The 12,893-nt window shown below is 61.7% G+C and carries 9 protein-coding genes; 6 read left to right on the plus strand and 3 right to left on the minus strand.

Features of this window, described 5'->3' with window-relative positions:
* The first annotated feature begins 23 nt into the window (after positions 1 to 23).
* From HMPREF2630_RS07835 to HMPREF2630_RS07850, 4 genes are all read left to right on the plus strand, one after another.
* A complete protein-coding gene (locus HMPREF2630_RS07835; protein ID WP_070484281.1) occupies positions 24 to 710 on the plus strand; it encodes an IMPACT family protein in 687 nt (228 codons plus the stop codon).
* 177 nt (positions 711 to 887) lie between these two features.
* Positions 888 to 2,141, plus strand: coding sequence for a 2-oxoglutarate dehydrogenase (locus HMPREF2630_RS07840; RefSeq protein ID WP_070484283.1), 1,254 nt, complete (start codon positions 888 to 890; stop codon positions 2,139 to 2,141).
* Positions 2,142 to 2,289: 148 nt separating this feature from the next.
* Positions 2,290 to 4,458 carry an excinuclease ABC subunit UvrB gene (gene uvrB, locus HMPREF2630_RS07845; RefSeq protein ID WP_070484285.1) on the plus strand — a complete coding sequence of 723 codons (2,169 nt, stop codon included), beginning with the start codon at positions 2,290 to 2,292 and terminating at the stop codon, positions 4,456 to 4,458.
* A gap of 165 nt (positions 4,459 to 4,623) precedes the next feature.
* Complete coding sequence (locus HMPREF2630_RS07850) at positions 4,624 to 5,403, plus strand: ornithinee aminotransferase (RefSeq protein ID WP_246822771.1); 780 nt, start codon at positions 4,624 to 4,626, stop codon at positions 5,401 to 5,403.
* Positions 5,404 to 5,482: 79 nt separating this feature from the next.
* On the opposite strand, the gene HMPREF2630_RS07855 is transcribed toward HMPREF2630_RS07850, so the two are convergent.
* The gene (locus tag HMPREF2630_RS07855; RefSeq protein ID WP_246822781.1) at positions 5,483 to 5,815 is read right to left on the minus strand and encodes a winged helix-turn-helix transcriptional regulator; all 333 of its coding nucleotides are present in this window, start codon (positions 5,813 to 5,815) and stop codon (positions 5,483 to 5,485) included.
* A gap of 327 nt (positions 5,816 to 6,142) precedes the next feature.
* Here HMPREF2630_RS07855 and HMPREF2630_RS07860 point away from each other — a divergent pair, with 327 nt between their 5' ends.
* Positions 6,143 to 6,745, plus strand: a complete 603-nt coding sequence (locus HMPREF2630_RS07860) for an NAD(P)-dependent oxidoreductase (RefSeq protein ID WP_070484290.1) — start codon at positions 6,143 to 6,145, stop codon at positions 6,743 to 6,745.
* A 354-nt stretch (positions 6,746 to 7,099) separates the two neighbouring features.
* Entirely contained in the window at positions 7,100 to 8,302 is a 1,203-nt protein-coding gene (locus tag HMPREF2630_RS07865) for a TerC family protein (RefSeq protein ID WP_070484293.1), read from the plus strand.
* 132 nt (positions 8,303 to 8,434) lie between these two features.
* On the opposite strand, the gene HMPREF2630_RS07870 is transcribed toward HMPREF2630_RS07865, so the two are convergent.
* Together HMPREF2630_RS07870 and HMPREF2630_RS07875 are read right to left on the minus strand one after the other, a co-directional pair.
* Positions 8,435 to 9,868, minus strand: coding sequence for an alpha/beta fold hydrolase (locus HMPREF2630_RS07870; protein ID WP_239668294.1), 1,434 nt, complete (start codon positions 9,866 to 9,868; stop codon positions 8,435 to 8,437).
* Positions 9,869 to 9,943: 75 nt separating this feature from the next.
* Complete coding sequence (locus HMPREF2630_RS07875; protein ID WP_070484296.1) at positions 9,944 to 12,544, minus strand: DEAD/DEAH box helicase; 2,601 nt, start codon at positions 12,542 to 12,544, stop codon at positions 9,944 to 9,946.
* Positions 12,545 to 12,893: the final 349 nt, after the last annotated feature.

Here is a 12,893-nt window from a genome sequence, read left to right on the forward strand (position 1 = left end):
AGGTACCGATTAGAGGAGGACACATGCAGGAAGAAACCCGCGCCAACCGCTACCTTGTGCCGCGCGGCGATGAGCCCTATGAGAGCCTCCTCGAGATTAAGCGTAGCGAATTTATCGGTCACATCAAGCGCGTGAGCACCGTCGAGGATGCCCGCGCCTACATCGAATCGGTGCGCAAGACCTACCACGACGCCCGCCACGTGTGCTCGGCGTTCGTGATTGGTGCCGACCGCGACGTGCAGCGTTCCTCGGATGACGGCGAGCCCGCCGGTACCGCGGGTGTGCCCATGATGCAGGCGCTGCTGGCGCGCCAGACCCGCGAGGACGGCACGACCGACCTCTCCGACGTGGTGGCCGTGGTCGTGCGCTACTTCGGCGGCATTAAGCTCGGTGCCGGTGGCCTGGTGCGCGCCTACACTGATGCGGTGGTGCAGACCCTGGACTCGGCGCAGTTCGACTCGCGTGAGCGTCTGCGCGTGGGTGAGGTTCCTAGCTCGCACGCGGAGGCGGGCCGCCTGGAGAACGAGATGCGCGCCGCGGGCCTGAACGTGTTGGGTACCGAGTACGGTGCGGAGGGCGCGGTCATCTCGGTGGGCGTGTTTGACCGCGCTGAGGAGCTGTCGCGTGCGGAGGAGCTGGTGGTGAGCTTGAGTTCCGGTGCGGCGAGCGTGACCTGGGGTGACACGCAGTGGGTGGATCTGCCGGTCTAGGTTACCGCCCCTACCGCCACTCGAATTGCCGGGCTCAATCATTCTCATAAAGCCCTCAAAACCCAAAAGATAGCTTAACCTTAGTTAATAGTTACTCTAACCCTAGTAATTGCCCGTCGTTGTTGATAGGGTAGAGGGAGTGCTAAAAACTCATCCAATATCTGAGGTCGTGATAGTGTGGGGCAGCAGGGCATCATCCCCAATGGAGTAGAGGAACCCGCTAACGCAATGGGAGGGGCGGCAACCCTCACCCGTCGGCAGGGGAGCGCGGGAGCTGCCTCCCAGCTTGAGCCGGCAACCGTCGCGCAGCTCCTCGACGCCTACCGTCAGCAGAACCTCGGCACCCTCCTGGGCGTGCTCACCCGCCGCCCCGGCGAGTTCGCCCGCCAGCTAGGCCGGCTCAGCCGCCTCTTCCCCCAGCACGTGGCGGCCATCGCCGAGGCCTTCGCCTCCGTGGGCCGAACGCTGCCTCTCGACGAGCTCGTGCGCCTGCACAACCGCTACTCAAACGCCGCCCGCGGGGTGGGGGAGAAGCTCAGCCTCGACAACTCGCGGGTGCTGCACCTCATCCAGGCTCCGGCGCTCAACCGTGAGGGGGCCGGGCACCTGCTTATGGCCATCGAACTCTGCATGGCCGGCCGTCTGCGCGGCCTGACCGTCTCCATGCCCTCCACCGAGGCGTTTGCCCCCGCCGAACAATCCTCAAGCCTTGGCTCCTGCAACCCCGCCCTGAACGGTGCCCTCAACGCCTTTGAACCGATCGGGTGGGAGCCTTTCTCCCTAGACGGCAGCGATGTTTTGCTCGCTTCCGGCGTGCGCGATATCCCCGACGGCTACGAGCTGTCCCTCTGGCTCCTCGACGACGACTACCGATGCCGTGCCCGCGTGGAGCGAGGCGCCCCGCAGGTGTGCGTGGCCAGTTTCTACGACGAGGAGCTGACCAGCCGCACCGTGGATGCCTCCGGGGTCACCGAGAACTACCGCATCGAGGAGTTTGCCGAGCTGGACTACCTGAACGCCATGGACCGGCAGGTGCGCTACGTGGCCGTGACCGCGAAAACGGGAGAACCCCTCCCAACCTCGCTGGATGTTCCTGAGCCTTCGGGCGCGGCCTCCCTGAGCCCCTTCGTGGGTGGACGCTTCGTCCTGCCCGATATACGCACGGCAGAGGTGACCTCCGCCGGAGGCCTGCGGACCCTCACCCACAGCGGCATGCTTCCGGTCTTGCGCGCCCCCGGCCGCACCGTATGCGCGGTGATCGACCTGTACAAGCACCGCATTAACACCCCGGGGGTGGGTATTCCCGCGGGCCTGAGCGTGGAAGACGAAGAACGCACCATGCAGCTGATCCTGAGCACCCTGAACGGCTACCTGCCGCTGACGAACCGGGCGCTGATGAGCCTCGCCGGCGCCACCGTGGAGGTGCGCTAAATCCTTACCTGCGAGGTGCCCGCAGGCGCATAGCCACCTGTGGGTAGAGGGTATCGTGGCGAGTACATTGCGCGTGATTATATTGCGCCAGCAGAAAAGGGTGACCAATTCTGGGGCGCATTGGGCGGCTTTCCCCTAGGATGGATACATGAGTTACGCACCCGAGATTAACCGCATTGTCGCCCCCTTTGAGGTGGTCAGCCCCTTCCAGCCCGCGGGCGACCAGCCCAAGGCCATCGCCGAGCTCACCGAGCGTGTACAGAACGGTGAGAAGGACATTGTGCTGATGGGCGCTACCGGTACCGGTAAGTCCGCGACCGCAGCCTGGCTGATTGAGGCGGTGCAGCGTCCGACTCTGGTGCTCGTGCAGAATAAGACCCTGGCGGCCCAGCTGGCGAATGAGCTGCGCGAGCTGCTGCCGAATAATGCGGTGGAGTATTTCGTCTCCTACTACGACTACTACCAGCCTGAGGCGTACGTACCGCAGACCGATACGTTCATTGAGAAGGACTCCTCCATCAATGAGGAGGTGGAGCGTCTGCGCCACTCGGCGACGAACTCCCTGCTGACTCGCCGCGACGTGGTAGTGGTTGCGACCGTGTCCTGCATTTACGGTCTGGGCACGCCCGAAGAGTACATTGAGCAGATGGTGACTCTGCGTCGCGGTGAGGAGATTGACCGCGACGAGCTGCTGCGCCAGTTCGTGGCGATGCAGTACGCGCGTAACGACATGGACTTTCACCGCGGCACGTTCCGTGTGCGCGGCGATACCGTCGAAATCATCCCCATGTACGAGGAGAACGCAATCCGCGTTGAGTTCTTCGGCGATGAGATTGAGGCGATTTACACCCTGCACCCGCTGACCGGCGAGGTAATTCGCGAGGAAGAAGAAATGTATGTCTTCCCCGCAAGCCACTACGTTGCCGGCCCGGAGCGCATGGCGAAGGCTATTACCTCCATTGAGGATGAGCTGCGCGAGCGCCTGCAGACCCTCGAATCCCAGGGCAAGCTGCTGGAGGCGCAGCGTCTGCGTATGCGCACCACCTACGACCTGGAAATGATGGAGCAGATGGGCTTCTGCAATGGCATTGAGAACTACTCGCGCCATATTGACGGTCGTGCCCCCGGTAGCGCCCCGAACTGTCTGCTGGATTATTTCCCGGATGACTTCCTGCTGATTATTGACGAGTCGCACGTGACGGTTCCGCAGATTGGCGCCATGTATGAGGGCGATATGTCCCGTAAGCGCACCCTGGTTGAGCACGGTTTCCGTCTGCCGTCGGCGATGGATAACCGCCCGTTGAAGTGGGAGGAGTTCCTGGAGCGTATTGGCCAGACGATTTACCTTTCGGCGACCCCCGGTAAGTATGAGCTGTCGCAGGCTGATGGTTATGTGGAGCAGATTATTCGCCCGACCGGCCTGATTGACCCGGAGATCGTGGTCAAGCCGACCAAGGGTCAGATTGATGACCTGCTCGAGGAGATTCGCGTGCGCGTGGAGCGCGACGAGCGTGTGCTGGTCACGACCCTCACCAAGCGCATGGCGGAGGACCTAACCGAGTACCTGCTGCAGCACGGCGTGAAGGTGCAGTACCTGCACTCCGACGTGGACACCCTGCGCCGCGTGGAGCTTCTGCGCGAGCTGCGCCTGGGCACCTTCGACGTGCTGGTCGGTATTAACCTGCTGCGTGAGGGCCTGGATCTGCCCGAGGTGTCCCTGGTTGCGATTCTGGATGCCGATAAGGAAGGCTTCCTGCGTTCGACCACTTCGCTGATTCAGACGATTGGTCGCGCGGCGCGTAACGTGTCCGGTCAGGTGCACATGTACGCCGATAAGATTACGGATTCTATGCGCGTGGCGATTGATGAGACGAACCGCCGCCGCGAGATTCAGCAGGCGTACAACCGTGCGCACGGCATTGACCCGCAGCCGCTGCGTAAGAAGATTGCCGATATTACGGATGTTCTCGCCCGCGAGGAAGAGGACACCCGCGAGCTTCTGCAGCAGCGTAAGAGCGGTAAGAAGGGTGCCCGCACGGTGAGCGCGGGTGCGAAGACCGGTTCTGCGACCTCGTCGAAGATTGCTACGAGCACCCCGGAGTCGGAGGAGCTTCTCGCCCGTGCTGAGGCGCGCGTTCGCGCCGACGGCCTGGCCGCCGCCCCCGCCGAGGACCTGCTGGATTTGATTGAGCAGATGAACGAGCAGATGCGCGTGGCGGCGGAGAACCTGCAATTTGAGTTGGCGGCGCGTCTGCGTGATGAGCTTGCCGATTTGAAGAAGGAGCTACGCCTGATGAAGGAGGCGGGTCACGCCTAAACCCGGTGTTCTAAGCCCGGCGTTTAGGGGCCGACGTGGGTTTTTCGCCATGAGGTAACTCATTGTTCATGAAGTTCTACTGAGTGCAGATACATGCTGTACACTATCAAGGTGTTTTACGTGTCAAATAACACCTTGATGCTTCCGAACAATAAAGAAAAATCTGTGACTATTTCTAATAGCTCTTCAGATGCACACACCACGGGAGCTCGTTCCGTTACCCGCCGCAACCTCACCCGCGGCGTGCTTTGGGCTGCGCCCGCTATTGCCGCCTCCACGACGGTGCCGGCATTCGCTGCTTCGGCTGATGATTGCAAGACGGTTCACGGCCCGGACTTCACCCAGGTTGGCGGCTGGATGATTACCAACCCCGCCAGTGGCGCCCTGCAGTCGCGCACCAAGAACAAGCCCGTGACTGCGCCGGAGACCGGTCAGGCGTGGTGGTCCATGGAGAGTGCAACCTCACCGAACCCCGCAACGATTCGCCTCATGTCCGTGTACGAGGCGACTCACGGCCCCGAGGGCGACCTCAACCTGAACTGCGGTGAGTTTGTGATGACCTACAACGTCTCCGCGTTGGAGGCGACGACCGGCACCACGCACCTGCACCCGTCCATGGACATTTACTTCTTCTCGCCCGAGGGCGAAATCATTGACCGCCAGATCTTCACCACTGACCCGACCGGCAAGGCAACCGTCATGACCCGCAACGGCAAGACCCAGACTGTTCAGGGTCAGGTCATTCCCTTCGCGTCGAGCGTGAATGATAAGGCGACCGGCATCTCCGCGCGTTTTGCGTTGCGTGGCAATACGCTCATGGAAGGCATGTACCAGTTCGAGGTGGTTATTACCGTCCCGACGATTCAGGAGAACGGCACGGTGGATACGAACAAGCAGGTGAACGCGATTGCTTTCACCCCGCCGACCTTCAACATGGTCTCCTAATTGAATGAAAAGTAGCCCTCCCCGTAATAGTTCACGGGGAGGGCTACTTCTTTATCTGGAGGTTGTTCAGAGCGCCGTTTTATGCTTCGCCGTTCTCTAGCTCGGCGGCGTCGTAGCGCTCGCGGGCTTCGAGCACCGCCTGCATATTGTCCTGCGCCCAGTGGCGCAGGGCGGTCATCGGCTCAATGAGGGTCGCGCCGAGTGCGGTCAGTTCGTAGTCCACGCGCGGCGGAATGGATGCGGTGACCCGGCGTTCTACCAGGCCATCGCGTTCCATGGAGCGCAGGGTCTGGGTCAGGACCTTGGGGGAGACGCCCTGAATCATCGCCTTGAGCTCACCGAAGCGGGCGACGGGCTGCTCGGAGAGCGCCGCAACAATGAGCGGGGTCCACCGGTCGGTGAGGTGGCGCATCACGGTGCGGGAGGGGCAGGCGCTGGCGAGAATATTCGCGGGCAGGTCGTCCTGCGGGGTGCGGGCGGCTTCTATGGTTTCTCGTGCGTCTGTGGTTTCGCGTGTGGGGGAGGTGAGCGCGGTGGTCATAGCTGCGGTCTTTTCAATCTGCTGAGGGGCTGTTTTGTTGTTTTAGGGGAGATGGTGAGGGCGTAAAAATATTTTTAGATATTTTCTCAAAGCTCTAAATAGTTACCTTGAGGTACCCGGTTTCTAATAGATACTATAAAACCATCACGCGGAACACCGCAAGAGAAACGATAGAAACCACTCCGATAGGAAGCCCTCATGAACATCGCAATCATCGGCGCAACCGGCATGGTCGGCGCACGCACCGCAGCAGAAGCAATCTCCCGCGGCCATCGGGTCGACGCCTACACCCGCTCCGGCAAGGCACCCGAAGGCACCGCCGCCCACAGCATCGACCTCGCCGACACCGTGGCACTGGTCGACATCGTCAACACCCACGACGTCACCATCGTCGCCGTCTCTGCAGGTCGCGGCACCTCCGCACGGCCGGTCATCGACGCGCACCGCGCACTGATCGCGGCGGCACCTACCGGTCGCCTGCTGGTCGTTGGCGGCGCCGGCTCCCTCGAGGACGGCAACGGCAACCGCTTCGTGGACGGCGAAGGCTTCCCCGAAGAGTACAAGCCCGAGGCGAAGGCATTCGCACAGATTCTCGACGAGTACCGCGCATCCGAGGGTCTGAACTGGACCATGCTCTCCCCGGCGTTCGAAATCGCACCGGGTGAACGCACCGGCAAGTACAACACCGCAATGGACACCCCCGCAGGTGCTTCCATTAGCGCCGAGGACTTTGCTGTCGCCCTGATTGATGAGGCGGAAGAACCCAAGCACGCGGGCCACCGCTTCACCGTTGCCAACTAGACAGCGCCAACTAGACAGTGCTAACTAGACAGCGCCAACTCATAGCGGTGCCAGCTAGACAGCACTAACTGGCAAGCGCGTATTCATCACGCAGAAACGCCGCATCCGATGGGATAACCCCGCCGGATGCGGCGTTTCGGTGTGCCTCGCTCTTGAAAAACCCTCCGGGAGGGGCTCCTGTGCGAAAACCCCAACCTGCTGTATAATCGTTCACCGAGCAAGGGAGTATCCCACCAATCGACTCATCGTCAGCACGTTAGCCGAAGGCGCCTAACCGGGGAGTCGAGCCGACCTCCATTCAGATCGGCGGGAGAGACTTGTGGTCCTGTACGCACACCACAAGAAAGGCTCCCCATGGAAGTTACCGGGTTGCAATGGTTGGTTACTATTCTCATCATCGCTGGCCTGCTGGCCTTTGATTTCTTCGTTCACGTCCGTAAGGCGCACGAACCCACCGTCAAGGAAGCGGCCATTTGGTCGAGTATCTACATCGGCATCGCCGTGTTGTTCGGTCTGTATATCTTCGTGACGAACGGCCCCTCCGCCGCCACCGAATTCTACGCAGGCTACATCACCGAAGAGGCGCTCTCGGTCGATAACCTCTTCGTCTTCATGATCATTATGGGCACCTTCCGCGTCGCCCGTGAGAATCAGCAGAAGGTCCTGCTCTTCGGTATCGTCTTCGCCATCCTGGCGCGCGGCACCTTCATCTTCGCCGGCGCGGCAATCATTAACTCCTTCGCCTGGGTGTTCTACATCTTCGGCCTGGTCCTGCTCATGACCGCGGGTAACCTGCTCAAGGACGAACTCACCGAGGGCGACGGCGACGACGAGGCAGACAACATCATGGTTCGCCTCGCCAAGAAGTACCTGAAGACCAGCGACCACTTCGACGGCGACAAGCTCTTCACCATCGAAAACGGCAAGCGCGTCATGACCCCCATGATGCTCGTCATGGTCGCTATCGCCGGTTCTGACCTGCTCTTCGCACTCGACTCGATCCCCGCGATCTTCGGCCTCACCCAGTCCGTCTACATTGTGTTCACGGCGACCGCGTTCTCCCTCATGGGTCTGCGCCAGCTGTACTTCCTGATTGACGGCCTGCTGGACCGCCTCGTCTACCTCTCCTACGGCCTGGCAGCCATCCTCGCGTTCATCGGCGTGAAGCTCATCCTGCACGCGATGCACGAGAACAACCTGCCGTTCATCAACCACGGCGAGTCCGTGCACGTGGTTGAGATTACCACAGAGATGTCTCTGCTGGTGATTGTGGGCGTTCTGGTCATCACCGTGCTGGTTTCGCTGCTCAGCCCCAAGGGCCGCGCGCTGCAGACCATTCAGCGTGTTCAGGCGCTCTCCGAGAAGTACCTGGCACTGCCCGAGGATGCACCCGCCGCCGAGCGTGCGGACATCACCGCTCGCTGGCAGAAAGAAACCGAGAAGCTCAAGGCTATCCCGCAGAAGCTGCGTGACGAGCTCATCGAGAAGGAAGACGAGTACCACGCCCTGGTGCTGCGTGCCCGCACCGCGCAGGATGCGCACGCCTCCGCGAAGTAGCGTCGGGCGGCCGTAACGCCTGAGCCGCCGGGACGCTCGCGGCTCGGGCCAAGCGCCCACACTAAAGCCCCTCACACCGGATCAACCGGGGTGAGGGGCTTTAGCTATATCAAAGATATATTCAGCGAAGAATTACTGGTTGTGAACCTCAGCCAGCATGTTCTTCAGATGGCCCAGAATGGTCAGCGAGTCGGAACCGAAGCCGTCGTGGTGGTGGGTCTTCGAGGTCCACACGTGGGTGTTACCCACCCAGCGGGCGGTCTCCATGGAGTGCTCGAAGTCAACGTACACGTCCGGGTTGTAGGCGGCGGCCACAACGGGAACCTCGTTCTTGTGCAGCTGCTCGTGGTCGTACAGGCGACCCCAGTCCTTCTTCTCGGCCAGGATATTCGCCACCTCGGCCAGCGGACGCAGCGAGGGATCCTCCTCGTAGTACCAGGGGAAGATGTGCTCGCCGGTGAAGAGCAGACGGTCCGCATCCGGTGCGAACTCGGGACGGGAAGCCGCCACGCGAGCAGCAGACCAGTTGGTCGGCGCGGGCGAGGGAGAGATGGTGTAGCCGGGGATGCCGGGCAGAACGCCGTCGGAGGGGCCGTCAGCGTAAATGGTCTCGTGCATCAGGGCGTACAGCGGGTTCGCCTGGAAGGTCACCTCAGCACCCATAGCGGTCAGGAACTGATCGGACAGGTGATCGTTACCCTCAGCGAATGCGTTCTCGAGGAAGTAGTGCAGACCGCGCTCGCGCCAGCGGCCACCCAGGAAGTGACCGGCCATCTGGAAGCGGTGATCGGTCAGACGCTCACCGGTGGGCAGGTACTCCTTGTGGGTGCGCAGGTGCTCAGCAATGCGGGTAGCGAGCTCAGCGTCCTCGGGGAACCAGCTGTAGTACTCCTCAACACGTTCCTTCATGCGGTCGAAGGTGTGCTGGTAGACGTTGTCCACCGAGGTACGAATCGGCGCCAGGCCTGCGGTGATGCGCGAATCGCGCAGGGACTGCGGAGCGAAGGACAGGTACGAGAGGGTCAGGAAGCCACCGAAGGACTGGCCAATGGTGGACCAGCGCTTATCGGCGCGGTCAGCCAGCAGCACCTCGCGGATAGCCTCCGCGTCGGCGATGATGGAATCGGCGCGGAACAGCTCAGTGTACTCAGCCTGAACCTGCGGGTCGCCCACGGCGGTGATGGTGCGAGCGGACAGGGGAGAGGAGAGGCCGGTACCGCGCTGATCCAGCAGAATCACGCGGTGGGTCTTAGCCAGCTCGGCAATCCAGCCGCCGATGGAGCCGGTCTTCGGGGAACCGAAGCCGGGGCCACCCTGCAGGTACACGATGTAGGGGCGCTTATCCGCCGGGACGGTCAGGGTCTCGCTGGTGTTCACTACCTCGCGGGCGAACACGGTGATGGTCTGGTCCGCGAAACGGGAGGAGAGAGCGGCGTCCTTGCCCTTGGAGAAAATCAGACCGTGGGTCAGGGGAACCTGGAACCAGTGGTCGGTAATCTCGTAGCCGTCGTGTTTGACGACCGAACCCTTGCGGTACTCAACCTTGGGAAGCGAAGAAACGGTCAACGGTGAACCTTCTTTCAAATAAATAGATAGATACTCTGTATTCTAGCCCACTTGAGGGGAGATCCGGAGGGGCCCCTAGAACTCGCCAACGCTCAGGATCTTGAGCACCGGGTAGCCCGCCTCATCGGAAGCGGCCAGGTCTACCTCTGCGCGAATACCGAAGTCAAAGTTATCTTCGGGGTCGGCAAAGCTCTGCTGAACCTTCCACACGCCGGGGTGAGCCGCGGTATCCTCGTCCATGCTGACCAGGCGAGGCGAGCGCGCATCGGCGTCCGTGTAGATGTCGTCGTAGACGTCGAAGTAGTCGTCCATGGCGTCCGCCCAGCGGTCGGCGTCCCAGCCGCACCACTCGTCGAGGGCGCCCAGGGCACGGTCACGCTCGTCAGCGAAGAGCTCCACACGGCGGAAGAGGGCGTTGCGCACCATCACGCGGAAGGCGCGCAGGTTGTTCGTCACGGCGGGAGGCTCTTCCTCCTCGATGGAGGCGTGCTCGGCTGCAATGGTCGCGGTGTCTTCGCCGGCAGCCAGCTTCTCCCACTCGTCCACCAGGGAGGAGTCGGTCTGGCGCACCAGCTCGCCGAGCCACTCGATGATGTCGTCGAGCTCGTCGGTCACGGCAGCATCGGGGATGGTGTGGCGCAGCGCCTTGTACGCGTCAGAGAGGTAGCGCAGAAGCACGCCCTCGGCACGTTCGAGCGAGTAGTACTGCACGAAGTCGTTGAAGCCCATCGCGCGTTCGTACATGTCACGCACGATCGACTTGGGGCGCGGCTCAAAACGAGCCACCCACGGTGCGGACTGCTTGTAGGTCGTGTACGCCTGATCGATGAGCTCCGCCAGGGGCTGCGGGTAGGTGACCTTGTCCAGCTCGTTCATGCGTTCGGTGTAGTCCACACCGTCCGCCTTCAACTGCGCCGAGAGCTCGTTCTTCGCCTTGCGTTCCTGCGCGTACAGCACCTGGTTTGGTGAGTCCAGGGTCGCCTCAATGAGGGAGAGCGCATCCAGGGCGTAGCTGGGGGATTCGGGGTCAAGCAGTTCCAGCGCGGCGACCGCAAAAGCGGACAGCGGCTGGTTGAGGGCAAAGTTATCCTGCAGGTCCTCGGTTAGGCGCAGGCAGGAGCCGTGCTCGTCCGGGGTGTTGGTTCGCTCAATCACGCCGCCGGTCAGCAGCTCCTTGTAGATGCCGATTGCCTTGCGTAGCAGCTCGCGGCGGCGCGCGGGGCTCTCGTGGTTGTTCTGAATGATGCGGTACGCGGCAATGACCGGGTTCTCCGGGCGGTGCATCAGGTTCAGCAGCATCGAGTGGGTGATGTCGAAGGAGGAGGTCAGCGGCTCCGGGGCTGCCTCTACCAGCTGGTCGAAGGTCTTCTCGGACCAGCCAACGAAGCCTTCCGGCGCCTTCTTACGCTTGGAGGACAGCGACTGGTTAATGCGCTTGGTGTCGTCACCGAACTTCGCCTGCGCCTTCGCCAGCAGGCGAGCATTCTCAATATCGTGCTCGGGTGCCTGAACCACCACGGTGCCGGCGGTATCAAAACCGGCGCGGCCCGCGCGTCCAGCGATCTGGTGGAACTCGCGGGCACGCAGACGGCGGCTACGGGCACCGTCAAACTTCGACAGCGCCGTAATCAGCACGGTACGAATCGGCACGTTAATACCCACACCCAGGGTGTCGGTACCGCAAATCACCTTGAGCAGACCCTCCTGAGCCAGCTGCTCCACGAGGCGGCGGTACTTGGGCAGCATGCCGGCGTGGTGAATACCGATACCGGCACGTACCAGCTTATTCAACGCCTTACCGAAGCCCGGACCGAAACGGAATTTCGCAATCAGCTCCGCGATGCGTTCCTTATCTTCCTTCGAGGCAATAGCCACCGAGAGCAGGGCGTTCGCCTGCTCCAGCGCCGCCTTCTGCGAGAAATGCACAATGTAAACCGGAGTCTGCTTGGTCTGCACGAGCTCCTGCACCGTCTCCTGAACCGGGGTGGTGGAGTAGTAGAAATGCAGCGGAATGGGGCGCTCGGAATGAGCCACCAGGTCGCTCTCGCGGCCGGTCAGCGCCGTCATTTCCTCCTGGAAGCGGGTCGTGTCGCCCAGGGTCGCGCTCATCAGCAGGAACTGCGCCTGCGGAAGCTCCAGCAGGGGAAGCTGCCACGCCCAACCGCGCTGCGGGTCAGAGTAGAAGTGGAACTCGTCCATAATGACCTGGCAGAGGTCCGCATCCTTACCCTCGCGCAGGGCAATATTCGCGAGAATCTCCGCGGTGCAGCAGATAATGGGCGCCTCCGTGTTGATGGCGGAGTCGCCGGTAATCATGCCCACGTTCTCGGCACCAAAAATATTAATCAGGTCGAAGAACTTCTCAGACACCAGCGCCTTAATGGGGGCGGTGTAGTAGGAGCGCTGACCGGTCGCCAGGCCCGTGAAGTGCGCGGCAACAGCCACAGTGGACTTACCCGAACCGGTCGGGGTTGCCAGCACCACGTTATGTCCGGCGGCAATGCTCAGAACTGCTTCGTCCTGGGCGGGGTACAGGGTCATGCCGCGGGTCGAAATCCACTCGGTGAAGGATTCATAGATTTCTTCGGCGGTGAGGGGGTTGCCCTTAAAATCGCGTCGATTGTAGTCGCCGGGATTCTCACCCAGCGAGGGAGAAAGAAAATTCAAAATACTCATGAGGATTCCAGTCTATCGGGAATAACGCGGGCGTGGGGGCGTTATCGTTACGAGGGAACAAGCGGGTACTTGCGAGGTCTTCGTGAGGTGTTCACGGGCGCTCGCGGGGTGATTACGGGGTGTTCACGGGGCGCGGTGCCGCGCTAACGCGGGAATTCCCCAAATTCGTGTAGTGTAGAACAAAGCACTAAAAGTGCAGTGGTGCAAAAACCTGGTGCTCAGGAGGTCGAAAACGTAGGCCTCCATGCCGCATAGATTACCGCGTAGATGCAGATTCCACCGATGGATGCCGGTGCATATTGAGCGGCTGATGCACGCCCCAAAATACGTTGCATAAATGACGACACGC

The organism is Rothia sp. HMSC072B03 (assembly GCF_001809565.1).
GTDB lineage: Bacteria > Actinomycetota > Actinomycetes > Actinomycetales > Micrococcaceae > Rothia > Rothia mucilaginosa_A.